Source organism: Persicobacter diffluens (assembly GCF_036244895.1).
Lineage (GTDB): Bacteria > Bacteroidota > Bacteroidia > Cytophagales > Cyclobacteriaceae > Persicobacter > Persicobacter diffluens.
Window position 1 is genome coordinate 2337972 of sequence record NZ_BQKE01000001.1, and the last position, 26738, is coordinate 2364709.

General features: G+C 41.8%; 20 protein-coding genes. 8 read left to right on the forward strand and 12 right to left on the reverse strand.

Annotated elements, in window-relative coordinates:
* Window positions 1-83 precede the first annotated feature (83 nt).
* The 5 genes from AAA970_RS09470 (at window position 84) to AAA970_RS09490 (ending at window position 4876) form a co-directional block, all read left to right on the forward strand.
* Window positions 84-926, forward strand: a complete 843-nt coding sequence (locus tag AAA970_RS09470) for a hypothetical protein (RefSeq protein WP_338236919.1) — start codon at window positions 84-86, stop codon at window positions 924-926.
* A gap of 623 nt (window positions 927-1549) precedes the next feature.
* Window positions 1550-2365, forward strand: a complete 816-nt coding sequence (locus AAA970_RS09475; protein WP_338236921.1) for a sensor histidine kinase — start codon at window positions 1550-1552, stop codon at window positions 2363-2365.
* Window positions 2366-2367: 2 nt separating this feature from the next.
* The gene (locus tag AAA970_RS09480; protein ID WP_338236922.1) at window positions 2368-3177 is read left to right on the forward strand and encodes a hypothetical protein; all 810 of its coding nucleotides are present in this window, start codon (window positions 2368-2370) and stop codon (window positions 3175-3177) included.
* A 6-nt stretch (window positions 3178-3183) separates the two neighbouring features.
* Entirely contained in the window at window positions 3184-3987 is an 804-nt protein-coding gene (locus tag AAA970_RS09485) for a hypothetical protein (protein ID WP_338236923.1), read from the forward strand.
* A gap of 199 nt (window positions 3988-4186) precedes the next feature.
* Entirely contained in the window at window positions 4187-4876 is a 690-nt protein-coding gene (locus AAA970_RS09490; protein WP_338236924.1) for a response regulator, read from the forward strand.
* 4 nt (window positions 4877-4880) lie between these two features.
* On the opposite strand, the gene AAA970_RS09495 is transcribed toward AAA970_RS09490, so the two are convergent.
* Entirely contained in the window at window positions 4881-5948 is a 1068-nt protein-coding gene (locus AAA970_RS09495) for a transglutaminase domain-containing protein (RefSeq protein ID WP_338236925.1), read from the reverse strand.
* 145 nt (window positions 5949-6093) lie between these two features.
* Between AAA970_RS09495 and AAA970_RS09500 the strand changes: the two genes are divergently transcribed.
* Window positions 6094-7557 (forward strand): M28 family peptidase, encoded by a 1464-nt coding sequence (locus tag AAA970_RS09500; protein ID WP_338236926.1) that lies wholly within the window; start codon window positions 6094-6096, stop codon window positions 7555-7557.
* Between the two features lie 1460 nt (window positions 7558-9017).
* Entirely contained in the window at window positions 9018-9620 is a 603-nt protein-coding gene (locus AAA970_RS09505; RefSeq protein ID WP_338236927.1) for a hypothetical protein, read from the forward strand.
* 378 nt (window positions 9621-9998) lie between these two features.
* On the opposite strand, the gene AAA970_RS09510 is transcribed toward AAA970_RS09505, so the two are convergent.
* The 10 genes from AAA970_RS09510 to AAA970_RS09555 all read right to left on the reverse strand — a co-directional run bounded on the left by AAA970_RS09510 (window position 9999) and on the right by AAA970_RS09555 (window position 24177).
* Window positions 9999-11351 carry a TolC family protein gene (locus tag AAA970_RS09510; RefSeq protein WP_338236928.1) on the reverse strand — a complete coding sequence of 451 codons (1353 nt, stop codon included), beginning with the start codon at window positions 11349-11351 and terminating at the stop codon, window positions 9999-10001.
* Entirely contained in the window at window positions 11348-14455 is a 3108-nt protein-coding gene (locus AAA970_RS09515; RefSeq protein ID WP_338236929.1) for an efflux RND transporter permease subunit, read from the reverse strand. Before AAA970_RS09515 ends, AAA970_RS09510 begins: the two co-directional genes overlap by 4 nt.
* A gap of 12 nt (window positions 14456-14467) precedes the next feature.
* Complete coding sequence (locus AAA970_RS09520) at window positions 14468-15544, reverse strand: efflux RND transporter periplasmic adaptor subunit (protein WP_338236930.1); 1077 nt, start codon at window positions 15542-15544, stop codon at window positions 14468-14470.
* A gap of 475 nt (window positions 15545-16019) precedes the next feature.
* Window positions 16020-16301: a hypothetical protein gene (locus AAA970_RS09525; protein WP_338236931.1), complete on the reverse strand. Its 282-nt coding sequence runs from the start codon at window positions 16299-16301 to the stop codon at window positions 16020-16022.
* 28 nt (window positions 16302-16329) lie between these two features.
* A complete protein-coding gene (locus AAA970_RS09530) occupies window positions 16330-16941 on the reverse strand; it encodes a hypothetical protein (protein WP_338236932.1) in 612 nt (203 codons plus the stop codon).
* Between the two features lie 124 nt (window positions 16942-17065).
* Complete coding sequence (locus AAA970_RS09535; RefSeq protein ID WP_338236933.1) at window positions 17066-17578, reverse strand: hypothetical protein; 513 nt, start codon at window positions 17576-17578, stop codon at window positions 17066-17068.
* Between the two features lie 146 nt (window positions 17579-17724).
* On the reverse strand, window positions 17725-18249 hold the full coding sequence (locus tag AAA970_RS09540) for a GNAT family N-acetyltransferase (protein WP_338236934.1): 525 nt from the start codon (window positions 18247-18249) through the stop codon (window positions 17725-17727).
* 1311 nt (window positions 18250-19560) lie between these two features.
* Window positions 19561-19800: a hypothetical protein gene (locus AAA970_RS09545; protein ID WP_338236935.1), complete on the reverse strand. Its 240-nt coding sequence runs from the start codon at window positions 19798-19800 to the stop codon at window positions 19561-19563.
* A gap of 1442 nt (window positions 19801-21242) precedes the next feature.
* Window positions 21243-22154 carry an AraC family transcriptional regulator gene (locus tag AAA970_RS09550; protein ID WP_338236936.1) on the reverse strand — a complete coding sequence of 304 codons (912 nt, stop codon included), beginning with the start codon at window positions 22152-22154 and terminating at the stop codon, window positions 21243-21245.
* A 670-nt stretch (window positions 22155-22824) separates the two neighbouring features.
* Window positions 22825-24177 carry an MATE family efflux transporter gene (locus AAA970_RS09555; protein ID WP_338236937.1) on the reverse strand — a complete coding sequence of 451 codons (1353 nt, stop codon included), beginning with the start codon at window positions 24175-24177 and terminating at the stop codon, window positions 22825-22827.
* 290 nt (window positions 24178-24467) lie between these two features.
* On the opposite strand from AAA970_RS09555, the gene AAA970_RS09560 reads away from it, so the two are divergent.
* Window positions 24468-24980 (forward strand): hypothetical protein, encoded by a 513-nt coding sequence (locus tag AAA970_RS09560; RefSeq protein WP_338236938.1) that lies wholly within the window; start codon window positions 24468-24470, stop codon window positions 24978-24980.
* A gap of 326 nt (window positions 24981-25306) precedes the next feature.
* Here AAA970_RS09560 and AAA970_RS09565 read toward each other — a convergent pair whose 3' ends face one another.
* Window positions 25307-26182 (reverse strand): GIN domain-containing protein, encoded by an 876-nt coding sequence (locus AAA970_RS09565; RefSeq protein ID WP_338236939.1) that lies wholly within the window; start codon window positions 26180-26182, stop codon window positions 25307-25309.
* Window positions 26183-26738 lie beyond the last annotated feature (556 nt).

The following is a 26738-nucleotide window of genomic DNA, read 5'->3' on the forward strand; positions in this document are numbered from 1 at the left end:
GTCCAACTTTTCCTTTCTATTTTAGCATCACTAACCACTTAGGTTAGTATGTGATTGAAAATTATTTTTGCTATCAATTAAAAATGGAAAAAGAAACAACCTATTTGGGGATGAATCCCGGCCATGTAAAAAAGCTTAAAGCAAGCTGGCTTGACGCTGACAGTAATGCAGTAGACAACGCCCTACACTTCAATAAGCTTGTAAAGTCAACTCAAGCCACCCTCAATGCTTCTTCTATGCAGACAGAAGCTAAGGAAAGCTATGGCTACGAAAAAAGACAATCTTATCAACTGGCCAAAAATCAAAAAGCCGATTTCCTGAAGGCCATCCAGCGCCATGCCATCGTGAAAATTCACCTGGGTATGGAAAAGAATGAGGCTAACGAAAAAGAAAACCGCGCGGTGGTATTGAAGCCGGTTATGGAACTTTGTGATGCCTGTAAAGGAGAAGAAGGAAGTTATTTCAAACTGAATTTCTTTCAGGGAAAAAGACAAAAGATTAGTGGAAAGACGGTTGGGAATTTACCGGTACAAGCCATGGAAATGCTGACCAATAACTGGTTAAAAGTGGCCGACACTACCATTCCGGATCAATTCATGGTGGAGTATCAGGATCAGGAACTAGAGGAAAAAAGGTACGGCAGAGTACAATATTTTACCTATGAAGAAAATGTTGGCCTCGGTATCCGTGCCCAACTAAATCAGCTTACCTCGGAAGACTTTGAAGTATTCATCTACTTCGGTAAAGACCTTAATAAGGAAGCAGCGAACATGGTTTCTTTCACCCCCATTATCCATGTGGAAATCAATAAAGAAGCCGTTGAACCGCAACCAATGATGATGACTGCTTCTGCCGAGCAGATTTCCACTAATGGGGTTTATGATTACTCGAATCCTTGTCCTCCTTGTAGTGCTGGTGTAAACTAAAATAAAATGCTCCTAAAAATTTTATTTAGATCAATCCCTTTTTTCATACTAATTCCATTAATAATTGGGGTTACTAAAAGAAATGTTTTAGATGCTACACAGAAAAGGTTGTTTACTTTAACAACCTTTTACTTTATTTTTGAAACATTTTTCTTAATTACCTCAATTCTCCATGTAAATAACATCAAATATTTCGCTCCAATTATGGCTGTAGAGATATCATTTATTTACAAGATTTTCTCAAATTCGATACAAGACAGGAATCTTAAATCATTGTATAAATACATATGCTTTTTGGGAATTTGCTTCATCATCACCAATGCCATATACATACAAGGAACTGGTACAATCAACTCTTTTTCAACCATTACAAGAGATGTAATAATAATCTTATCCGTTTTACTTAGTTATTATTATCTTCTGCAAGATCTTAAAGAAAAGAATCTTGAAAAGTCCCCGGTATTTTGGATTGGAGCTGCTTTACTTTTATATAATTCTAGCACAATGATAATTTTCGCCCTAGGTAATATTATCAATATGCAAAATCAAGCTATTGCATCAAGCATATGGATCATTAATGTTTTTTTAAACATACTTAAATACCTTATTTTTGGGATATCACTATGGATAACACCGGAAAAACAGAACTTTTCACCATCATACTAATTGTAGTAATTGGTATGTTTTTTATTAGTTCTTCATTAGTCGTGTTTTTCATAATTTATCAAAGAAGACTATATGAGAGCAAAGAAATAATTCAAAGACTAGAAAAAGAACACCAAAAAGAATTACACGAACATAGTGTAGCCGCCCAAGAATCTGAACAGGAAAGAATTGCCAAGGACCTCCATGATGAAGTCGGAGCAATGTTATCAACATCAAGACTATACATTAATCAAATAATTGATTTAGTTAATGACCAAAACACCACACAACTAGCAGTTCAAACAAAAGAAATTCTAAGCAATACTATAACCTCCGTAAGAAGAATTTCACAAAACCTAAAACCTGTTGCCCTTGAGAAATTCGGACTACATGAAGCCATAATATCTTTTCTGAAACCAGTAGACGAAAATGAAATTAAAACAAAACTAGACTTCCAATGTAACGCAAAAATAAGTGAAGATCAGGAAATAAGTGTTTTCAGAATTTTGCAAGAATTAACAAACAATACGGTAAAACATGCTAAGGCCAGTAAAATTGAAATAAAAATCCAAATCAACTCCTCATTTGTCCATCTTGAATTCAAAGACAATGGGATTGGGATGGACTTCAATAGAATAAATGGAAAAAGCAAAGGACTTGGACTTAAATCAATTGAAAGCCGAATATCACTTTTAGAAGGAAATATAATCTTTAAAAACATTTCTCCAAGTGGCTTAATGGCGCAAATTTCCTTTCCACTTGACACGGAAAAGACACTACACAAATCTCATTAATTATGAAAAAAATACTAGCACTATTTGGAATCTCCTTATTTTTCATGGGATGTCAAGATGAAAATTCTTTACACTTTAAAAAACATGAAGGATTTAATCAAGAAACAGCTCAAACCCATGTAAGTCAATGGTATTCAGAAATGGATAATAAAGTATCTGATGCTATTAATTCTATTGATTTCAGTAATACAGTTTTTAAACTTAAATCAGAGGATTTACCAAGTCTATACTCAACAAATGGCAACTTTAAATTTTATCCTGCTCTTGAGTCCACTGATAATGGAAATTTAAACTTCTATTGTTTTATCCAAAGAGGTGATGGAGCCCTCCTTCCACTTTATCCTGAATTACAAGACTCAAGTATCGTAACCCCCTTAAAAATTCGTTCCTCTGAGTTTGAAAACACTGGTTTTTTGACAGAAGCCATGGAAAAAACCCTAAAAGAACGGTTAAACCAAGTAACCAAGACAGAATTAATCAAGCAATTCACCAGTCAAGACACAAACGAAAGGGTTGAGTATTTTGAAATGTTTGAAAAAGACTACCCATCAATCGTTATCGATGGAATTACTTATTTTGGAGCTTTTGAGGAAACTGAAACAATCACCTCCCTCGGAATTCAATTTGGTCTTCATGAAAGTGGAGAAGAAAATTTGCATGGTGAACAGTATACGATTCCAATTACCACCATCCTTCAAATTCAGCGTTCGGCTGATAATTCGGGAAATTACAGAAGTGATAATTCACAAAATACTAACCTTTCGTATGACTACTCCAACCCATGCCCTCCTTGTCAGGCTGGTATTAACTAACCTACCATGAAAAAACTCAACCTACTTACACTCCTCATCATCTTCATCTACTCCTGCACGAGCACAGAGGAAGCTAAACAAGCGGAATCCACCACCTTCAACCAGGAAACCGCCATCATCGACCAAAGCAGATGGACTACCCTTCCAGAGGAAGAGGTAAGCACGGCCTTGGCGAGCATTGATTTTGCCAATACCGCATTCAAACTCGAAACAGAAAACATTGCCGCTCTTTATGCGACGAAAGGAGATTTCCGATTCTTTCCTGCTTTGAGCAGATCCAATGCCGGCACTTTGGAATTTTATTGGTTAGCACAAAAAGGAGAAGGTGCTTTTTTCCCCTTATACGCCAATGAAGCCCCAAAACAATCCATCGGACTTAAGGAGAGAAGCCAGGCTTTTGAAAAAACAGGCTTGCTATCTGTGGCGATGTCCAGTAGCTTGAAAAACACCCTAGCAGCTACCGAAAGATCGGCCATCCTGCAGCAATTCACCAATCCTGCTACCCAAGAAAGAGTCGCTTATTTCTCAATGCCGGAGGCCAACTATCCTACTATTCAGGAGAATGGCTTAACCCATTTAGGATTGTATGAGCTACCGGAAACCATCAGCCAATTCTCACTGATTTTAGGGCAACATCAGGAAAATGAGCTTGACCTGGCCGGTGAGGTTTTCGCGGTAAAAGCAGCTACCATTATTCATCTGGAGAGAAATGATACTTCATTGTCCAATTTAAGAATGGAGAATGCAGAAACTACAGCAGAATATGATGTATCGAACCCTTGCCCCCCTTGCAGTGCCGGAGTTCAATAGAAAATAGAGAATATACTCAAGCCCAGGGAAACTTGGGCTTTTTCAAAATCTAAAAGTCAATAATCAATTGCTTTTTAGTCTACTCATAAAATTTTAATAAAAGAATCCACAAACAGTCCGGAATAAAAATCAATATTTTTGTATATTCACCCTATTCTGACACTTAGTTACCTAAAGCCTAATTTTAACCCACTTTACCATGCTTCGAATCGGATTAGCCGACGACCACACCATGTTCCGAAAAGGACTGTGCTTTTTCATTGAAAACCACGACAATCTTACTTTGGCCTGGGAATCAGAAAATGGAAAAGAGGCCGTAGAGAAGGCCTTGGAAGATCCCGCAGACATCATTCTGATGGACCTCAAAATGCCTATTATGGACGGGCTGGAGGCGAGCAAGATCATTTTGGAAAAAAACGAAAAATCCAAGATCATTGCTTTAACGATGTATGATGAGCCCAAAATGATTGCACATATGTTGGAAATGGGCATTCACGGCTATATCCTTAAAGATCGTAGCCCGGAGGAATTAGGCAAAGCCATTGAGGAAGTTTATCAGCGGGGCTTTTACCACAATGAGCACATCAAAGAGGCTTTAAAAAAGGCCAATAAAGATAAGAGCACGAAGAAAATGGACCAGTTCACGATCTCGAAGCGAGAGCGGGAGATTCTGGGTTTTATCTGTTTGGAATACACTACCGAGGACATCAGTCAAATCCTTAACCTGAGTTCCCGAACCATTGAAAACCACCGCAACAATATGATGCAAAAGTTGGGGGTAAGGAATTCTGCCGGTTTGGTCATGCAGGGATACCGACATGATCTCATTCCGGAAAATATCAAAATGGGTTTGGTAGAGAAAAAATCCGATTTACTGGAGGAAAGCTAATTTACTAAGGCACATTCATTTTCCGCATATCACCCTCCAACCTACTCATGACTTCTTTCAGTACTTGCTGGTTATAGCTTAGCTGCTCCAAAAGAACCGGTTCCGCTGTTTGAATCCCGTTCATTTGCACTGACAACGCCTCCAATTGCTGGTAGGCTGCTAACATCACCTTATGCTGATCTTCCACTGCTACTTTTCCTGAAGACAGTTTCCGATAAAAGGCATTTAACTCCTCAATCTGTTTATTGAGCGTCTCCACCGCTGCATTCATGCTGGCGGCATCCACATTATATTTACGCACCCTGAGCTGCTCTTCCATACGTTTCAGGTGAGTTTTTGTCAACTCATTGACCGGATGAGCGCTACGAATACGCGCTACCTCCTGTTCCTTCCAATCCACTGAAGTCACTTCATATCGCCCCCAAACTTCAGCAACCGGATAAAACAATGTAGGCTTCTGCCCCTCCACCCCTGCTATTACCTGCTGGTGAGAAAAAACGCTATCCGTCAATTGCCAAAAAGGATCAAAGGGAATATGCCTTTCAAAAAATAGCTTCGCAGTCTGCCGGAACCATTCCGCCTGATACTCCGGATGAAATCCTCTTTCATCCACGGTGCCGGAGGCCCAGGTAGGGTCAAATAAAAACCATCCCTCAGCCGTTTTCACTGCATTCCAGGAATGCCCCAGATCCAAACGAAATTTCCCTACATCCAACACATAGCCTGAAACCACATAGGCCGGATACCCCAACTCTTCCATCATCAAATGGAAAGTCTCCGCATAATGCTGACAGACCCCTTTTCGCTTTTTCAAAGCTTCCCAAACCAGATGATAATTACTCTCATACGTTTTGGGCGCCCTTAAAAAGGCCAAATCATAGGTATAGTTTTTAGCCACCCATTCAAAAGCTGCCCGGAGACTATCCTCCCCAAAATCCATCCGGGTCAAAATTTGCTGAATTTCCTTTCTTGCCCGGGCTTCATATGGGGATTTCTCCTGTCCCGAAACCTTTTCTGCCAGCAGACTGAAGAGGATTACCAAAGCAAAAAAACAGTTCCGGTATATTTTCATAATCTTAAGGTTAATGTCTGCCAGCGTTTTTCCCTGCCACTAATATTAAAAATAACAGGGCTAAAACAGAAAATAACCCTATGCTAATTTATTACGCAGAAGAACCACACGGCTTTTATATATTTACAAAAAAATTACCATTTCTATGTTTCAGTCAATAAAGGCATTTGCCTTTCTGTTTTTAATTTTTAGCTGCGCATTTCCTTCCATGGCGCAATTCAATCCCAAAAACATCGATGTTAATCCGGTGAAGCTGGAAGGCCAAATGAATTTCTTTGCTTCCGATGAACTCAGAGGACGAGATGTTGGCACTCCTGAGATTGACATCGCCGCCAAATGGTTGGCGGCCACCATGCAGTCCTATGGTGTTCAAAGTCCGAAAACAGGAACTTCCGGCTATTTCCAGGAAGTACTCCTTTATAAAAAGTCGGCACCTACTGCGAAAGTGAGCACAGAAAAATGGGAGGCCCGCGCCAGTCTGACATTTTCAGCTAATCGTATTTCCGGTCAACAGGAAGCGATCTTTTTAGGCTATGGAAGCGAAAAAGATTTTGAAAATACAGCCATTAAAGGCAAAGTGGTCATTACCCTTGCCGGAAACGGCGAATCGGGCGATTTGCGAAGCAATATGGGCGCCATGCAACAAAAAAAGGCCCTTGCGGAACAAAAAGGAGCAATAGCCCTGGTAGAACTATATTCCGGAGATGCAAAAGACTGGGATAAACTGGATCATCATTATGGTAGTGCCAAACTACAGCTGGAATCCACTGCCGCGGAAGAATTTCCAGTCCTATGGCAACAATTGGATGCAGGAGTAGTGGACATGAACCCTGGAACCATCTTTGAAATTGAAATGGAAGTGATGCTCCCGGAAATGACTTTAGTGAAATCCAAAAATGTTATTGGCATTGTAGAGGGGACGGACGCTAAGCTAAAAAATGAATTCGTCCTGTATACGGCGCATTATGATCATATCGGAGTGGGCTTACCTAATGCCGAAGGAGATTCTATTTATAATGGCGCCCGAGATAATGGCTCCGGAGTTTTAGCCGTACTGAATGCGGCAGAACAAATGACCAAGACCCCAACGAAAAGATCTGCGGCTTTCCTATTTTTAACTGCAGAAGAAAAGGGCATTTTGGGAAGTAAATGGTATGTGGAGCATCCTGTAATTCCTTTGGAGAACAGTGTTTTTGTACTCAACAATGATAGTGGCGGACTAAATGACCCGAGCACCATTACGGTTATTGGATTACACCGAACTTCGGCGGAACGTCATTTTGTAAAAGCAGCAAAAACCTTTAACCTTACTGCCAAAAAGGATCCTACAAATTTTGGTTTATTTGATCGCTCAGATAACGTAAGCTTTGCACAAAAGGGAATTCCCGCTCCCATGTTGAGCCTGGGCTTTACTGGCTTCGATGAAGAAATCACTAAGTACTATCACCAGCAGGCCGATAATCCTGAAAATATGGATTATGAATATTTAAACCAATACGTTAAGGCTTTCATCTATAGTGGGCAGCTGATTGGGAATGATAAAAAACGTCCCTATTGGACCAGCGGCGATAAATATGAAAATGCCGGAAACAAGCTGTATGGGTTTTAATCGGTGACCGTTTATTAGGGCGTTAGTGCAAACACTACTCTAATGATAACATTTCGCTTTTAAACAAGCGTTGGATACTATGAGATCAGACCTGAAGGTTTGATCTCTTTTTCTGATAAAACAAATGTCGGTGTATAAATGGTAAGGTTTCGTTATCAATTTCCTTCCCTCTCCACTGGTATTTGGGTATCTCTACGGGTTTCCACTGGTCTTAGCGCTCTCCACTGGTCTTAGCGTCATCGATAAGACCCATAATCGAATGAGCGTTCGCTCATAAATCCACTAAATCTACCCCTAACCTTCTGCAAATCAAACCCAAAGATCACCGATAGAAATTCGAAATCCGCTGGTCTTAGCGTCCTCGCTAAGACCCATAATCGAATGAGCGTCCACTCATAAATCCACTAAATTTGGCCCGAACACCCCTAACCTTCTGCTAATCAAACCCAAAGCTCATCGATAGAAATTCGAAACCAAAAACACCCTTCTAACATTTCATTTTAAAACCTCCTTTCCTTTTTCATTTTTTCTTGATAAAAAACGAAACAAAAAAATCAAGGCTGTGATCAATTCTGGCGAGCCATCGAACCTGCTACCGGAATTCATCAAGGCATTATTTGTAACATGTCAGGAATAGATTTTAATGTAGTGGAAATAATGCTGTGATGACTTCTTACCGGCAGCAGAGCCTATGGCTTTTCGCCAATTGATCAAGGCCGGCCGTTGAAATGGAGGGGCCCGCAGCCAACCACATCCCCAAAAGCAAACACAAAATAATTGGTGAAAATTGGTGAAATTCGTGGTTAATAAAACTCAACAACAGACCCATCAAAGGAGCGCGCCTTGACATAGCAAACACCATTCGTGAAAATTCGGGTCATTCGCGGGAAAGAATCTCATCCACTGGTCTTAGCGTCCTCGCTAAGACCCATTCCCGAATGAGGGTTCGCTCATAAATCCACGACATTATATCGTTCATCCCTTAGCTCCTCTTCGGAAGCAACATCCACGGCTTTTCGCCAATTAATCAAGGCCGGCTGTTGATATAGAGAGTACCCCAGCCAACCACATCCCCAAAAGCAAACACAAAATAATTCGTGAAAATTGGTGAAATTCGTGGTTAATAATGCTCAACAACAGCCTCAACACAGGAGACCACATGGATATAGAAAACAGCATTCGTGAAAATTCGCGTCATTTGTGGCAAAAAATCTCACCAGAATGAAGAACAAAAAACGATATTTCTTAATAAAAACTACAAAATCTTGACCAAAAATCACACAAATAAATTCACTCAAAAATCAACTATTGTGGCTCATAAACCAATATTTCGGCTCATTTTCAATTATTTAACGCATTAAAAAATTATTAAATGAGTTGAAATTTATCCAAAAAATGACATGATAATTACGAAATATTCTTAGATTTGATTTAATCATATCAACCTACTTATTTAAACTATGAAAAATTTATTTGCCTTTATCTTTGCTGCAATGGCTTTTGTGGCCTGTGAAAACAAAGCAAGTGAGAAAACGACTGAGACCCCTGAAGCGGTTACCGCAACCGCTCCAAGCCAGGAGATCGAAGTTCTGAAGGCCTCTTTGGAAGTCAGCATCATTCCCGATAGCCTGACGATAAACGAAAGCGCTGTCTTAAGAGCGGATTTCAACGGAGACGAACAGGAGGATTTGGCTGCGCTCATTATGGAGGGAGAACAAATCAAAGGGGTTTACATTGTTCATAACGATAGTGCCAAAACCACTTTTTTCTTTGATAAGAACAGCCCGATTCAGGAATTTGAGGATTTAAACTGGGTATCTTCCTTCACCATATTGGAGGCAGGGAATACCCTTCCGGAAGCAATTGCCGATTCTATAGCAGTGGCAAGCACGGAAGTGATCGCTGATTCTCTGGTAGTGACCGAGACAGCCATCAGCACTGATTCAGTAGAGGATAAATCTTTACAGACTGCAGCCATTAAATTATCCGCTTCTGAGGAAGTACAGGGCGGAGGAGTGCTTTTCTGGGATGGTGAAGGCTATCAATGGGAGGCCATCAAATAAGCGATATAAAGCTGTAAGATCGTTTCAGCACAAAATACTTAACAGGTGTATATTTTTTGACCCGTGGGAAAAATCCTGCGGGTACTTTTTTGGCCTAAAAAAAGGAACCACAAACTATTAGCCTGTGCTCCCATAAAATATATTAACCCGAATTATTCACCGCTATATTTATTAACCAATCGCATATGGCTTATTTTCAGTTCTTTAAAGCTTATTTTCTTTGAGTTATAATAGCCCAAATTTAGGCAAGCTTGCTTTCTCCTCATTCATCTGTTTCGTTGGAAAAAACTCGAAATAGGAAACTATTCCTTCATTTTTCCCGCCTTACAGCTAAACGAGGATTAAAGCATGAATAATCCGGCTTAAGGACTATTTTTTCTATTCCTGCACCAAGGCACCAATTTCCCCGGTTAGGCGCTTGAGCTCCATCTGGCTCTGATTTACCAGATAGGCCGCCTCCAAATACCGGATGGCTGCTTCTGCCTGAGAACGCTGGGCTTCCCTTAATTCCACAAAGGAGCTCTTCCCGATTTTATAGCGTTCAAACATATATTCCGTATTCTCACGCGCCACTTCCACATTGCCTTTTTCAACTTCTACCAAAACCACATAGCTACTATAATCCTGAAAATTTCTCAAAATATTGGATTCCAAAAGCTGCTGCTGATCCTGCAGCGCGATGGCTGCACTTTCCTGTTCAATCTTCGCCCGTTGAATTTTTCGCTTCACATCACCGGCTCCATAAATATTCCAGCGCAAAGTTAAGCCGCCATCAAAACCCATGGTTTGGGTATAAGCCATTACTCCGGCCTGAGAAGCATTCCGATTATAGCCATAGGATAAGTTCGCGTCCAGGGTTGGATAGCGCTCTGCCAATACCTTCTTCCGCTCCAAATAAGCAATGGTTTCCTGACTATGAGCAGCCATGAGCTCTGGTGACATATTCAAGCCACTCTCCAGCATCTGATCTACACTCAAATCCTCCAGATAAGTAAACTCAAAGGCCACCGTATAAACGGACTGCAAATCCGGAATCCCCATCAGGCGGTTCAACTCAGTGCGCAAATTATTAATCACCGCAATTTGCCGCACCACCTCAGAACGGTCCGCATTAAAATCCACCTGAGCGGCCAAAAACTCCGGACGGGAAGCCTTACCGATGGTATATTTATTCTCTGAAATTTCCAGTCGCAAAGCCGAAAGCGCCTGCTTTTCTTTGATGACCCCCAGCTTATGCTCTTCTAAAGCCAGGGCTAAAAATATATTGCCTATTTCGGCCAGTTTTGCATTAATGGCGGCCTGCAAATTATAACTCCCCTGTTGTTCAAGCGCCTGAAGCTGGTCATATGCCGCGAACATTTGCAAACCATCGAACAATCGCCACTCTACGCCAACATTGGCATTATAACGATGCGAACGCGCTCCGTAAATGGTATTGGCATCGCGCTCCGAGTCATGGAAAGCCTGTTCGGTATTATTCACCGATCCGTTCAGTCCGCCGTTCAGGTTTACCCTGGGCAAAAATCCGGCATTCCCCAAAGCCACCTCATTGGTTAACAAGCGTTGACCATTACGCGAAAGCTGTAATTCAAAGTTATTCTCCAGGCCAATCAGCAGGGCTTCCTGCAAAGTCAGGCGAATACCGGTGGAGTCCAGTTCCTCCACCTGAGGCTGAGCAAATGTCCGGAAGGACAGAGCTGTTACCGCCAATATTAAAATCAATTTTTTCATGCCTTCACCTCCATTTCTTCTTGTTCCAAAGCTTTTAAGGCTTCAGCAGTTTTATTTCTCTTTTTACTGAAATAGCTATAGAAAGCCGGGATTAAATAAAGCGTCAGAATGGAGGCAAACAACATACCCCCGATTACGGAAATCCCCATAGCCTGACGGCTTTCGGCTCCTGCACCCGTGGCTACTGCAATGGGGATAATTCCCAATACCGTAGACAAAACGGTCATTAATACCGGACGAAAACGGGCAGTTGCCCCTCCGACAATCGCTTCATAAAACGGAATACCTTCCTCTTTACGCTGATTAGCAAACTCCACAATCAGAATGGCATTCTTGGTGACCAGGCCCACCAGCATAATGATTCCGATCTGAGAGAAAATGTTCAGCGTTTGTCCACAATACCAAATGGCAAATAAAGCTCCAACAATGGCCAGTGGCACCGTCAGCAAGATGATCAAAGGATCAATAAAACTTTCGAACTGCGCACTCAACACCAGATAAATCAGGATAATGGCAAACAGCAAGGCAAACTGCAGGTTGCGCATACTTTCCTTAAATTCTTGCGAACTACCGGCCAAACTGGTGGTGAATCGTTCATCCAAAGTCTGACGGGCAATATCTTCCATAATTTCCAGGCCATCACCCATGGTATAGCCTTCAGCCATATTCGCTGAGACAGTGGCGGAAATTGCCCGGTTATAGCGGTATAATTTCGGTGGCATGGAGGTTTCTTTTAGATGCACCACATTGTCCAGCTGAATCAATTCACCGGTTTTCTGACTGCGCACATATAAGGACCGGACGTCCGTCGGGGAACTACGCTTCTCCCGCATAATCTGCCCAATGATTTCATACTGTCGTCCTTTCATCAGGAAATAATCGTAACGCTGCCCACTCAATGCCAACTGCAAAGTAGAAGCAATATCACGAACCGAAACACCCATATTCATGGCTTTTTCCCGGTTGATGGACAGATGAATTTCCGGCTTATTAAATCGAAGGTTAATGTCTGTATAACTAAACTCCTCCCGACCATTCAACTCATCCATAAAGTCCGGCAATTTATCCACCATATCTTCAATACTGGTGGCTTGCAAGACGAAATTGACATCATTCTTACCTCCTCCACCGGAAATTTTGATGGAAGGATCCTGCTGCACGAAGGACTTCGCACCGGACATGGTATAGAGTTTAGTCGCTACTTTTCTTGCCAAATCCCGCTGATCATCCGGACGCTCATCCGAGGGCTTAAGATAAACCCTGGCCCAGCCCTGATTCACCGAACCGGAACCATAGGCCGAAGAGGCCATGGACACGATACCTCTCAGGTTTTCTTCCGGCACTTCTTCCCGAACCGCTTCTTCTACCCGATCAATATAATCATCCATATACTCAAAAGTGGCGCCTTCCATGGCGGTGGAACTCACCCGGAATGTATCCCGATCCTCCAAAGGCGACAGCTCCTGCTGAATCTCCCCATTCAGCCATACCAAACCGACAATACTCAAAATCAATATTGGGAAAGCCTGCCAGCGGTAGCGCATAAAGGCATTCAGCGAACGTGCATACCAATCGTTCAGCTTTAGGAAGAGCGGCTCTGTTTTGGTATAAAACCAACCAGGATTCTGCTTCTTCTTCAACAACTTGGTACAAGCCATTGGCGTGAAAGTCAAGGCGACAAAAGAAGAAATAATCACCGAACCGGCCAGCACCAGGCCGAACTCGCGGAAAAGCTGTCCGATCATTCCATCCAGGAAAATAATCGGCAAAAATACGGATACCAAAGCCACCGTGGTGGAGACTACCGCAAAGAAAATCTCCCCGGAACCTTTCAGGCCGGCCTGCAATGGAGGCATGCCGTTTTCAATTTTGGTATAAATGTTTTCCAGCACGACAATGGTATCATCCACCACCAGCCCAATGGCCAACACCATGGCCAGGAGCGTCAGTACGTTGATGGAGAATCCCAACAAGTACATCATGAAAAAGGTACCGATCAGGGAAATGGGGATAGTGGTCAACGGAATCACCGTGGATCTCCAGTCCCGCAGGAAGGCGAAAATGATCAATGCAACCAGGGCCAGGGCAAAGTAAATACTTTCCTGCACCTCCCCGATAGACCGTCGGATGAATTTGGTTTTATCAAAACCGATATCCAGCTTCAAATCCTCCGGAATAATCTTTTCAATGGTTTCCAGGCGCTTGTAAAACTCATCTACAATCTCAATAGCATTCGCTCCCGGCTGTGGAATTAAAACCAAACCGACCATCGGCACGCCATCTCTTTTCAAAACCGCCACTTCGGACTGCGGACCATATTCTGCTATTCCCACATCTCCGAAACGGATCACCCCTGTTTCATCCTCAAACAAAATCAGATCGTTGAATTCTTCCGGGGTAGATAATCGGCCCTGCGTTTTCACGGCAAATTCGGTGGTCATCCCCTCTACCTTTCCGGATGGCAATTCCACATTGGCGGTCTGCAAGGCGTCATACACATCCAGGGCCGTCAGACCATAAGCGGCCATCTTGTCCGGATCCATCCACAAACGCATTGCATACTGCTTGAAACCCCAGATCTGCACTTCGGCCACATCCGGTATGGTTTGTAAACGTTCCTTCATCACGGATTCGGCATAATAACTCAAATCCAACAGGGAACGCTTTTCACTACTCATGTTCAGAAACACAATCGGATCGGCATCTCCATCGGCCTTTCGAACTACCGGCGGATCACAATCTTTCGGCAGGCGCCGTTGTGCACTGGATACTTTATCCCGCACATCATTGGTGGCAGCTTCCAGGTCCATCCCCAGTTCAAACTCTACCTTGATATTGGATCGCCCTTCCAGAGAGGTTGATGTCAAACTCTTAATTCCGGGAATCCCGTTCAGTTGCTCCTCAATCGGCTCCGTAATTTGTGCCTCAATCACCTGCGCATTCGCTCCCGGATAGGAGGTCTGCACGTTCACAATCGGAGGATCCGTTACCGGATACTCCCGCACCCCCAAAAAGCTGAAACCCAGCACTCCGAAGATGATGATGATGATGGACATCACCGAGGCCAAAACCGGGCGCTTAATACTTGCTGCTGATAAACTCATGGCTTCCCTCTTTTAAGCGTCCACTTCTTTTACCAAAACCCTCATCCCGTCTTTTATCTGGTGAAGTCCGGAGATGATCACCCGGTCAGAAGATTTCAAACCGGAAAGAATTTGTACTTTATTTTCTGTGCGAACCCCAAGTTCCACTTCACGCTCCTCGGCAACGCCCCCGTTCAGTACATAAATTTTATGTACATCCAGCTCGGGCACTACCGCATAGGTGGGCAATAACATCGCCTCCTCAAAGGAGTTCAACACCACCTGAATGTTGGCAAATTGCCCCGCAATCAGGCGATCACTGTTTCGGCTACATCGGGCGCGGATCTTCAAAGAACGCGTGGACTCCTTGATATTGGATTCCTGTGCATATACCACTGCTTCAAATCGTTGGGTCTGCCCAGCGACTGTGAAGTAAATTTTCTTCCCCGGACGCATCTCTAATGCGTATTTTTCCGGAACGGAGAACTCAATTTTAGCCACATCCATATTAAACAGACTGGCCACCACCACATTATTATCAATATATGCCCCTTCACTGACAAAGCGCAAACCTATTTTCCCATTAAAGGGCGCATAGATCTGAGACTTGCGAATCAAGGCTTTGGTATGCTGAATATCAGATTGAATAGCGAAAAGCTCATTCATACTGATTTCATATTCCTCTCTGGAAATCGCCTCTTTGTCCAGCAATTGCTTTTGGCGTTCAGCTGTTTTTTGATTCAGCTCCAGCGTATGTTTTTGCTTACTCAATAATGCTTTCAAATCCTCATTATTGGTCTCCAAAAGTAAAGTCCCCTTTTTCACATACTGCCCTTCCTGAAAATGCAGGGCGGTAATCGTCCCGGAGGATTCACATCGAAGGTCCACACTTTCATTGGCCATCACGGATCCGGCCACTTTAAAAATATCATCTATCGTATTCATTTCCGGAATCATGATCCGGACAGGCAATACCTTTTCTGCTTTCTTTTCGGCAACAGGAGACAAGTCTCCCTCTTCCCAAAACCGGGCTACTCTTGAATAAGAAATCATCACCACTACCACTAAGGCTGCCGCCCCGAGGATGGCCCACTTTAACCGTTTTTTCATTAGTCTAACAAAGGAGGATTTAGCTTTCGATTCGAATTTGACCATTCAGACCCGAAATCGATTTCACTTACAAATATAGCCGGCACCCTCACATAAAGACAAACGAATCCCCCTTTAATGCGCAATGAGAAATAGTTAAATAAATGTTAATTTCGTAAACCTAACGGCTTTCTAATGCATTTCTCATAAGGAGAATCTACGAATAATAAAAATTATACAATCAGAGAGTCAGCGAAATAGTCTCAGACGAATTCGAAAAACAAGGCCAAAATCAAAATCCAGGAAAAACTACTTAATTTGAAATACAAATTTCAACACTTCTGCTCATAATAATTCTGACACAAGACGTTACAGGGAATTAATAATACTAAAACCTCAATGTTTTTAACTCGCAAAACGGTTAAGCTACACTAAATAAAGCAGATTAATTTAATGTCTTAACAACTTCCTCTCATTAGTTTTTAATCCCAGAGATTCAAGTGGGTAAATTTCGATCTTCCCAATAGAAATAATAGTCCCTGCCTTTTATGACCACCCGAAAGCGATGCACGATTTCGTCTCCTTTCCAATCCTGAAAAACGGATTCCATCCAGCTTCCTGCTTCTGGCTCATCAGCCTCCGGACTTCCCTGAAAAAGGGATTTATCAATATTCAAAAAATAACCTTCTTCCTTTTTTTCAATAAGTGCAGGATGAAGCCCGGCAAAACCACAGGTTTCCGTATTATCAAATTGGGTATTGAGTGAGATGTATTTCATAAACTACTTTTTTATTCTAAATCCAGCATCACAAAACCATATCTGGCTCCAAAAGGTCTAAAAAATCAGCTTCATCTCCCTGCTCCTCCTCATCCTCCGAAACTACACATTCCTGCACGGTATAGAGCAAAGCCATAGTATGCAGAAAAAAATAATCCGCCTGCCTTTGATCCAACTTCACCCTTACTGATTCCCAACCATAGGCCAAAGCATGAGCCAAGACTTTAACATTACCCAAGCGGATACCTCTGATATATACATTAATGGCTTTTTTTCGATTCTTCTTTACCGCAGCAAAAAACCGGCGCAATCGATTCACTTCTTTCTTATACAGACCAACAGCAATATGCTCCCTTTCTTTGTCTAATGTCACCAGCCCTTCTGACCACAAAGCGAAAAATAGATAATTGAGCAAGGGAATACACTGCGCCCCAAGCTCAACATTTATTTTGTTCGCAAAAGATTGAAATACTACTTGACGGTTCATAATTGCTGTTACTATGACCGAAAAGTCTTCCCTATTTTTCTTTTTTATCCGCCCGATCAACTCCATTCCCTCCTCTAAATCACGAAAACTGATCATACTCAAGTCCAGCATATTTCTTTTTTTACTTTCCGAAAGTTCGCAATTATTTTTCATCAAAATGAACCTCCCCTAATAAATCCTCAGATTAAATGCTTTTTATCATTTTCCCCCGTCAGTACTGAAGCCAAAAAACTCAGGAGCATTCGCTTCTTAATTCTTTATATCTTTGCCTCAATTCTTATTTCAAAATGTACAAACCGGATTTTTTCGCAGCCTCTATCAATGGCCCTGTTTTACCGACATCTAAAAACCAGATAATATTTGTCCAATCCCAACCTTCCTCATAAACGGCACCATAATCCGGAAGCAGAAAGCTATATCTTTCACCACTGTGTGACCATAAACGGTCAAAATCGCATTTCCTCAGCACATCCTTTATGGATTCCGGTTTTTGGATATGCAGACGGTTGTGTCTTTTGTACCTCCATGAATATAATATTGTCCCGCTATTAACCTCTGTGATAAACTCCCTGAAACGCTTTCTTCTCTTGATGACCTCCTCAAAATGCTCATCGATAAAAATCTTATTATGTATTTCTCCTTCTGACAACCACCGATCAAAAACGCTTACAAACATTTTATTGTAGATGCCCGATTCCCTGAACCCCTGATTTCCTCCTAGCAATTTCGCGAAACCGGGAAGGTGTTTCCGGACCATTTTACATTCCATTCCGGAGATGTTTAATTCCATTTCTACTTTTATTATTTAAGAACTTCTTACCAGCCAAAGACACCTCTTGCAAAACACTCACCGATAAACTGATAATTGTGTAATGCCCGCTTTACCTATTATCCAATGGCATGATCACCCACATCAAAAGCTTATTCCGCTACAATTTATTTCCCACTCACCGGAACACCATAAACGACCAAGGGCATGCCCATCATCTCCAATTCAAACAAAACCTGCATTCCATTTTTCCTTGCCACATGAGCAGAAGCCTTATTTTCAACATGGATCAGCGAAATGAGTCTATCTGTCTCCAAATTTTCCATCCCCCACTGCTTGATAGTCTTGGCAATCTCTGTCCCATATCCATTTCCCCAATATTTTGGTTTGAGGGAATAGGCCACCTCATATTCCATCCGATCCTGATAAGGACGAGGCAAAATACCTCCCATACCGATCAAATCCCCGGTGGCTTTTAATTCTACTGCCAAATGGCCAAATCCGAATTCCTCATATCTGCCCAGCTGCTTCTCCACCCACTCCTGCGCCAAAACCTTAGGGCTTTTGCGGGGATCCAATCCCAGAAAAGGCAAGCGATCATTGTTCATGAAAAATGCTTCCCAGGAAGGAATATCTTCCAAATGGAGTTTCCGAAAAAGTAATCGTTCGCTTTCTTGTTGGAAATAGCTCATAGTCTTTTGATTCAGGTTTTTTCTAAGCACCAATATATGGAAATCAACATAAACCACAACTCCTCTTCTTTCCCAAAAGGCAGAATAAAGAGCGGACGCTCATTCGATTTTGAGTCTTAGCAGGGACGCAAAGACCAGTGGTGAGACCATTATTGGAGCTATTGTCGAGCATTATTAACCACGAATTTCACCAATTTACACGAATTATTGTAAGGTTACTTTTGGGAATTGAGCGGCTGCGGTACTTTCCATTACTACACATCGGCCTTGATCAATTGGCGAAAAGCCATAGGCTCTGCTGCCGATTAGAAGTCATCACAGCATTATTTCCACTACATTAAAATATATTCCTGAAATCGCACAAATAATGCCTTGATGAATTCCGGTAGCAGGTTCAATGACTCGCCAAAATTGATCACAGCCTTGATTTTTTGTTTCGTTTTTTATCAAGAAAAAATGAAAAGAAGAAGGTGTTACTTTATAAAATGATAGCAGGGTGTATTGGACGCATGATTCTGGCAATGAGTTTTAGAAATGACTCTAAGGAAATAAGGGATAAAGGAACATAATGAAGTGGATTTATGAGCGGACGCTCATTCGTTTTTGGGTCTTTGCGATGACGCCAAGACCAGTGGTGAGACCATTATTGGAGCTGTTGTCGAGCATTATTAACCACGAATTTCACCAATTTACACGAATTATTGTAAGGTTGCTTTTGTGGATTGGGTGGCTGCGGTACTTTCCATTACTACACATCGGCCTTGATCAATTGGCGAAAAGCCATAGGCTCTGCTGCCGATAAGAAGTCATCACAGCACTATTTCCACTACTTTAAATCTATTCCTGAAATGACACAAATAATGCCTTGATGAATTCCGGTAGCAGGTTCAATGGCTCGCCAAAATTGATCACAGCCTGGATTTTTTTGTTTCGTTTTTTATCAAGAAAAAATGAAAAGAAGAAGGTGTTGCTTTATAAAATGATAGCAGGGTGAATTGGACGCATGATTCTGGCAATGAGTTTTAGAAATGACTCTAAGGAAATAAGGGATAAAGGAACATAATGAAGTGGATTTATGAGCGGACGCTCATTCGTTTTTGGGTCTTAGCGATGACGCTAAGACCAGTGGTGAGACCATTATTGGAGCTGTTGTCGAGCATTATTAACCGCGAATTACACTAATTTACACGAATTATTTTAAGGTTGCTTTTGTGGATTGGGGGGCTGCGGTACTTTCCATTACTACACATCGGCCTTGATCAATTGGCGAAAAGCCATAGGCTCTGCTGCCGATAAGAAGTCATCACAGCATTATTTCCAATACTTTAAATCTATTCCTGAAATGACACAAATAATGCCTTGATGAATTCCGGTAGCAGGTTTGATGGCTCGCCAAAATTGATCACAGCCTTGATTTTTTGTTTCGTTTTTTATCAAGAAAAAATGAAAAGAAGAAAGTGTTGCATTGCAAAATGATTGCTTGGTGTTTTGGGATGCCTGTTTCTGGCAATGAGTTTTAGAAATGTCAGGAGGTAAGGGATAAAGGAACATATTGCAGTGGATTTATGAACGGACGCTCATTCGTTTTTGGGTCTTAGCGATGACGCTAAGACCAGGGGTGGTGGGCAAAGACGAAAATACCAGTGGTGAGTTTTTGTTTCCTATTGCTCATTTCGTGCTGGAACGGTGGAGAGATTTATTTAACCGCGAATCACACGAATTATTTTAAGGTTGCTTTTGTGGATTGGGGGGCTGCGGTACTTTCCATTACTACACATCGGCCTTGATCAATTGGCGAAAAGCCATAGGCTCTGCTGCCGATAAGAAGTCATCACAGCATTATTTCCAATACTTTAAATCTATTCCTGAAATGACACAAATAATGCCTTGATGAATTCCGGTAGCAGGTTCAATGGCTCGCCAAAATTGATCACAGCCTGGATTTTTTTGTTTCGTTTTTTATCAAGAAAAAATGAAAAGAAAGGTTCAAGGAATGTATTTTTGGAACTACGGATTACACTAATTAGTGTTTGAGGATTAGGAGTGATGATTTTAGCCACGAATGTCCCTAATGTGCTCGAATGTTTTTTTAGAATAGGGGCATTGATGAGCCATAAGTGATGTGTTCGAAATATAGTGAAGAAATTTCCAATTCAACAGGACGGCCTTGATCAATGGGCGCAAGGAGAATGGTTAGGTTGTCGAATTAGAATGCATCACAGCGACATTTCAACTGTTCATTAGCTAGTTTACAGCTCTTCGCAAATGTCGCCTTGATGGATTCCGACAGCCCAGACATTTTCCCGCCAACATTGATCACAGCCTGGATTTTTTTTGTTTCGTTTTTTATCAAGAAAAAATGAAAAGAAGAAAGTGTTGCATTGCAAAATGATTGCTTGGTGTTTTGGGATGCCTGTTTCTGGCAATGAGTTTTAGAAATGACTCTAAGGAAATAAGGGATAAAGGAACATAATGAAGTGAGTTTATGAGCGGACGCTCATTTGATTTTGGGTCTTAGCAAGGACGCTAAGACCAGTGGTGAGTTTTTGTTGCCTATTGCTCATTTCGTGCTGGAAGGGTGGAGAGATTTTTTTAACCGCGAATTACACTAATTTACACGAATTATTGTAAGGTTGCTTTTGTGAATTGGGTGGCTGCGGTACTTTCCATTACAACCTTCGGCCTTGATCAATAGGCGGATAGATGAAGGTTCTGCTGTAGACAAGCATGCATCACTGCGACATTTCTCCAATAATTTACCAGTTTCCCGTCCTCTTCAAATGTCGCCTTGATGGATTCCGACATCAGGTTCTTTGGCCTGCCAACATTGATCACCGCCTTGTTTTTTTGTTTCGTTTTTTATCAAGAAAAAATGAAAAGAAAAAGGTAATGCTTTTTAAAATGATAGCAGGGTGTATTGTGATGCCTGTTTCTGGCAATGGGTTTTAGAAATGACTCTCAGGAAATAAGAGATAAAGCAACATACTTCCCCGCTATTTCTTCACCGGAATATAAAAATCCACTATGGCCTTTTTCTCCGGATGCTCATTGAAATTATTGTGATAAATCTCGAAAGGCTCGGCATCTCCCATCGCATAACCATTTTCATTCATCCACAAAAACAAAGCGGTCCAGGATTTTTCAAATTCCTCCACGAGAATCTCATAGCTTCCCACAATGTATTTCCCTCCGGCCAGGGTGCGAAGGCCGATAGCTCCCTCTGCTGCTAGAGTTGATTCCAACAAGAGACAGGCACTCATTCTTACCTTCTCTGCTGGCGTTACTTTAAAACTATCATAATAGACCGTCGCCATTTTGCTGTTAGGAACAAAAAATCCTTTAGGTGCCGCCCAAGAGATCAATTGCTGAAAAGTAGCCGCCAGATTTTGAGGTCCGGTACAATTAATATAAGCCACCTCGATTGGGGCTATCTCCTTTACTTCAATTTTAGCTTCCATATTTATCCATGCTTTCAGATGATTCAATTTTCGAAGATAAGCATCTGTATCAGGATATTCATGTCCGATCTTGCTATTTGGGAATTGAATTCGTTCCAGCCGGTACGGATGCTCCTGACGAAAAGCGGAGGGGCTTATGCCATAAAACTTTTTAAAAGCTTTGGAATAGGCAGACCCGTCACTAAACCCCAGGACATGGGCGATTTCGGAAACCGATTTTTGCTGATGAAGGAGCAGGCTTACCGATTTTTCAATTCTGCGGCGCTGTACATACTCCCCCGGTGTTTCCCCGGTGATAAATTTAAACAATCGGTGAAAATGGAAAGGGGAAAAATGAGCCACCCCGGCGATCTTTTCCAGGGACAAATCTCCGGACAGGTGCTGATCAATATAGGTGAAAACCTCATTCATTCTCCCTGCATAAGTGGCTTTCAGATTGCTATCCATGGTTATCAAATTAAAATTGTGCTTTCTAAGCCGGATTATTCCTGCTTAAATCCTCATTTAGCTGCAGGGCGATTTCATAAAAAGCTAGATCAGCCATTCAACACCTTATATTTAATCATAAATCGTTTCTTTTTCATTTTTTCTTAATAAAAAACGAAACAAAAAATTCAAGGCTTGTGATCAATGTTGGCGGTACAAAGCACCTGCTGGCGGAATCCATCAAGGCGACATTTGGACAGGGCAGGAGACTGGTGAAATATGGCTAAAATGTCGCTGTGATGCCTGCTTGTCGCCAGCAGAACCTTTGTCCATCCGCCCATTGATCAAGGCCGGAGGGTTAATGTGGAAGATTTTATACTATAAAGTCATGCTGTAAAAGATAGAAAGCTGACTCATAAACAAGCGCTCAAATCAAATAGACTCTCATTGGGAACTAGATCATACCTATAATTTGTCCATTTTTAGTTTTATGAAAACGCCGTGCGGTTAGCTGTAAGGCGGGAAAAATGAAGGAATAGTTACCTATTTTGAGTTTTTTCCTCCGAAACAGATGAATAAGGAGGAAGCAGGCTCCTCCCAATTTGGCCTATTAAAAAATCAGAAAAACCCTTCCCACTCTAACAATAAGCCACTTAGAAAGAATTATTGAATCTGGCGCCGAGAAATCGGGCTAAAAAGACATGGCCCTCAAAGCCCCGGTATCCCGGAAACCTTTATTCCACCGGATCAACATCAATACGCCCCGCAACCATTCGTCCATGGCGAAGGCGAGCCAGCAACCGATTAGTCCCCAACCGAAACCTAATCCGAAAACATAAGAAAAAACAACGGCCACCCCCCACATGGAAGCCATCGCCAGATACATCGGATAGCGGACATCCCCTTTGGCCCGCAGGGCATTACCCATCACCAGATTAAAAGCACGGCCGGGCTCCATCAGGATGGAGAGCAATAAAATTTGCTTGGCCACTACCGTTATTTCTGGATCTTGCGTGAAGATGGCCAGTATAGGATCGGCAAAAATATAAACCACTATGGCCGCCAAAAAGGAAATGCCAATGGCTATTTTCAAACTTTGAATCCCCTGCTGATAAGCACTTTTATAGGCTTTACTTCCCATTTTATAACCCACTAAAATCTGTGTCCCCTGCCCGATCGCAATGGCGGACAAGAAGATAAACATCACAATATTGGTCGCATAAACCTTGGTAGTCAGGGCAGCAGTCCCCATAAAAGTAATGATATAAGTCACCACCATTTGGGTGGCGTCATAGGTCAAATGCTCTCCTGCCGAAGGTAAACCAATTCGCAATAATTCTTTTAAATATTTCGTTGGAGCGGTGATTTTGCTCCAGCGTTTTATCGGTCTTTTGAGCTTATATTGCAGATAAACCAGGCCCACGATCATCCCCAAAATCCGACTAAAGGTGGTTGAAAAAGCCACTCCCATCACGCCGTAAGAAGGCAATCCCCAGGGCCCGAAAACTAAAATATAGTTTCCGATTACATTGATAATGTTCATGCCAAGGGTAATCATCATGGAATCCTTGGTAAAGCCATGAGCGCGCAGTGAAGCACTAACCGTCATGACCAGCGCCTGTACCACCAGGAAGCCACCTACCCATTGCGTATATTGAGCCGCCTGCTCTAGCACAGCTGCTTCCAGGTTCATCCATTGCATGATCTGCCAACCCAAAAGTCCCATCACCAGACTGATGATTAGCCCGAATAATCCATTTGCCCAAAAAGAAACCGTAATGATATCACGTGCTTTTTCCTCCCGCTGAGCACCCAGAGCATTAGCCACCAATATTGCAGTACCCGTCGTCACGAAGCCAAACATGATCACCAGCAGGTTCAACACCTGATTCGACACCCCCACAGCGGCCACTGCATCATCAGCATACTGGCTCAGCATCAGAGTATCGGCATTTCCCATCATGATGAACAATAAAATCTCCAAAAAAAGCGGCCAGGTGATCTTCCACAAACCGGCTTGCTGATTTGAATTTGATTTCCCCATTTTATTCTATTCCTAATATCCGCAAAGATATCATTATCAACCATTGTATAGTGCCTTTGGCTTTGAATTATCTCCCTTTTTCACTGCAAGCGATTGTGTCAATTCGGAACCAAAGGACGAAGGATTGCATAAAATATCGTGCCAAAAGTGGTAACAATTGAGCACGGTTGGCCAAGGAAATTGGAAAGAAGAACCTTTGAATTGAGGTTTTCCGCTTATCGAGAAGCTCCGGCCCATTTCACCAATTCAAAATTATTTTTTTATAATTAAAAATTGATACCTTATATTTTATGGACAAAAAATACATTTACAAAACCAAAAATTTCACTAAACCTTGGACATGGGTAAAAAGATTTTTTTACACCATCCTTATTTGGGCCTGGGTGCTTAATTTAAATTTAGAGTCAGAATACGACACTCCTGTAATCGTGGTGCTTATCGTTGCAACTTTCATTGCTTTTAGCCTACCCGAAGAAGACATTGGCATAACCGGCAGGCATTTCATTCATTTCGAATCCTCTCTATTCCCTTTATTTAGCAAAACCACCTATATAGAAATAAAGCAGATCAACTCCATTAGATGCGCTGGTATTCACTCCGGAACTTGGGCAATCATAGATCTGTTTAATGGATTTGGAAATAATGGGGGAAGAAGCAATCCTCTTGAGATCACCTATAAGCAATCGGAGTCTGTAAGTTATGATCTGAAAATAAACCGCAAAGAGTTGAATCAAATCGTCACACTGGTAAACAAAATCAGAAAACATCAACTGCAGATTAAGGAAGAAGTCAAGCCTATTTAACCCGAATTATTCACCGATAACGTTGAAAAATAAAACTAAGCCTTCATTCCCTGCGTATTTTGGGTAATGGTATGGATTATTAAATAGTTCAAATTGATGTGAGCTCACTTTCTCCCCACTCCTCTGCTTTATTAAAGAAGCGAAATAGGAAAAATCTCTTTATTTATCCTGCCATGCAGCTAAACGAAGTTTTAAACAGGAATAAGCTGGCTTAAGCTGGTACATTTCCTATCTCAACGGAATTTAGGTTACCAACAGCCCACTAAGCAAAAAAAAGCCCCATCCAATCCGGAAGGGGCGAAATACTTTTATGCGCACTGGGCTTTTTACTCTACAGGAATCAGCTGAGCTCCCCCTTCAATTCGATAATCAATGGATGGGTCTCCGAAATAGTAAAGAATAGAACTCCCTTCTCCTTTTCCGCTCAGTTGGTCCATCGCCCAAACAGAAGCCTGAGAAGAACCTTCCAATTTAATATTTACGTTACTGGATGGAGCTTCAATAGCCTCTAATTCTGTACTTCCTTGCGTAATATAATCTACTGAACGCAATTGCCAGTAGGTATTAATATCATCTCCATAAACCCGGAAAAAGTCTTCACCATCGGCAACTTCAAAAAGTACGATTTCTTCCCCGGCAATCAGGTAACGGCCATCCAATAGTAGCGTTTTCTCATCTACAAGCTCTACATTGCTTACATAATAATCTGCTGAGTCCGCAATAGTTTCCAAATGAGAATCCAGAATTAAATAAGATGCTCCCTCCAATCTGGCGGAAACGTTATCTGCAACTGTACCATAAAGCTCCAACTGGCTTTCCGCCTCCGTAACAATCTCCAAATCTTCCGAAAGCAAACCATGATAAACGGCATGCTGGTCTCGCTCCAACACAATACGACCAATTGATGGTGGATAAATTTCAATACTCACATTATCTTCCAAACTTACAGAAGCATCGGCGGTAATATATAGTTCCCCATCCACGACCGTGGCATTCACTTTTGAGGCCAGATTTTCTGGTGCATTAATGCGCAACTCATTAGCGGCTCCTTCAGTTGAAGCCGTAATGGTTAATGCTCCGCCAATCTTCACATTTTCATATTGTGCAACCGTGATCAGGTTATTATCATTGGTAGGATCATCATCCTTTGAACATGAAAAAAGAGAGGCCGCAACCAATAAACTTAAAGCAATTTTTTTCATTTACAGTCCTGTTATTTTTTGACTGCCTAAATAAAAAGAATTTAAAAATACGATCAAAATATTACATCGACAAAACAATTAACATAACACAAAACATCCCCTCACTCCCATTAATCGATGTTTTACAAAGAAAAAAATCAATATTGAAGTCATTACTTACATCATCAAAACCAGCTTCCTATTCCCAAAGTTGGGCGGGGATAAACAAAAAATTTTGATTGGCCGCTATTTAACCGGTGTGATGCACGCTAAACCCTCGTTTAGGGGCAAGACGTATTCCAAATTTTTCACCGCTAAATGCTTTAGAAAAACGCAAACAATTTATTTACAACTCTTTAAAGCATATTTCTTTGGATAATAATAGCCCAAATTTGGGGACACTTGCTTACTCCTCATTCATTTGTTTCGTTGGAAAAACTCTAATTAGGACAAATCCCTTCATTTTCCCGCCTTGCAGCTAAACGAGGATTTAAGTAGGAATAATCCGGGGTAAAAGAGGTGGGAATTTACAGATTTTCCCAACAAAGCACCGGAATATAAAACAAGCTTACGCAAA

Coding starts and splice junctions, on each gene's coding strand:
- AAA970_RS09500 (WP_338236926.1), top strand. CDS start 6,094: ATGTTTCAGTCAATAAAGGCATTTGCCTTTCTGTTTTTAATTTTTAGC.
- AAA970_RS09545 (WP_338236935.1), bottom strand. CDS start 19,800: ATGTTCCTTTATCCCTTACCTCCTGACATTTCTAAAACTCATTGCCAG.
- AAA970_RS09525 (WP_338236931.1), bottom strand. CDS start 16,301: ATGAAATACATCTCACTCAATACCCAATTTGATAATACGGAAACCTGT.
- AAA970_RS09485 (WP_338236923.1), top strand. CDS start 3,184: ATGAAAAAACTCAACCTACTTACACTCCTCATCATCTTCATCTACTCC.
- AAA970_RS09550 (WP_338236936.1), bottom strand. CDS start 22,154: ATGGATAGCAATCTGAAAGCCACTTATGCAGGGAGAATGAATGAGGTT.
- AAA970_RS09565 (WP_338236939.1), bottom strand. CDS start 26,182: ATGAAAAAAATTGCTTTAAGTTTATTGGTTGCGGCCTCTCTTTTTTCA.
- AAA970_RS09520 (WP_338236930.1), bottom strand. CDS start 15,544: ATGAAAAAACGGTTAAAGTGGGCCATCCTCGGGGCGGCAGCCTTAGTG.
- AAA970_RS09505 (WP_338236927.1), top strand. CDS start 9,018: ATGAAAAATTTATTTGCCTTTATCTTTGCTGCAATGGCTTTTGTGGCC.
- AAA970_RS09535 (WP_338236933.1), bottom strand. CDS start 17,578: ATGGAATTAAACATCTCCGGAATGGAATGTAAAATGGTCCGGAAACAC.
- AAA970_RS09490 (WP_338236924.1), top strand. CDS start 4,187: ATGCTTCGAATCGGATTAGCCGACGACCACACCATGTTCCGAAAAGGA.
- AAA970_RS09480 (WP_338236922.1), top strand. CDS start 2,368: ATGAAAAAAATACTAGCACTATTTGGAATCTCCTTATTTTTCATGGGA.
- AAA970_RS09515 (WP_338236929.1), bottom strand. CDS start 14,455: ATGAGTTTATCAGCAGCAAGTATTAAGCGCCCGGTTTTGGCCTCGGTG.
- AAA970_RS09560 (WP_338236938.1), top strand. CDS start 24,468: ATGGACAAAAAATACATTTACAAAACCAAAAATTTCACTAAACCTTGG.
- AAA970_RS09540 (WP_338236934.1), bottom strand. CDS start 18,249: ATGAGCTATTTCCAACAAGAAAGCGAACGATTACTTTTTCGGAAACTC.
- AAA970_RS09555 (WP_338236937.1), bottom strand. CDS start 24,177: ATGGGGAAATCAAATTCAAATCAGCAAGCCGGTTTGTGGAAGATCACC.
- AAA970_RS09510 (WP_338236928.1), bottom strand. CDS start 11,351: ATGAAAAAATTGATTTTAATATTGGCGGTAACAGCTCTGTCCTTCCGG.
- AAA970_RS09530 (WP_338236932.1), bottom strand. CDS start 16,941: ATGAAAAATAATTGCGAACTTTCGGAAAGTAAAAAAAGAAATATGCTG.
- AAA970_RS09470 (WP_338236919.1), top strand. CDS start 84: ATGGAAAAAGAAACAACCTATTTGGGGATGAATCCCGGCCATGTAAAA.
- AAA970_RS09475 (WP_338236921.1), top strand. CDS start 1,550: ATGGATAACACCGGAAAAACAGAACTTTTCACCATCATACTAATTGTA.
- AAA970_RS09495 (WP_338236925.1), bottom strand. CDS start 5,948: ATGAAAATATACCGGAACTGTTTTTTTGCTTTGGTAATCCTCTTCAGT.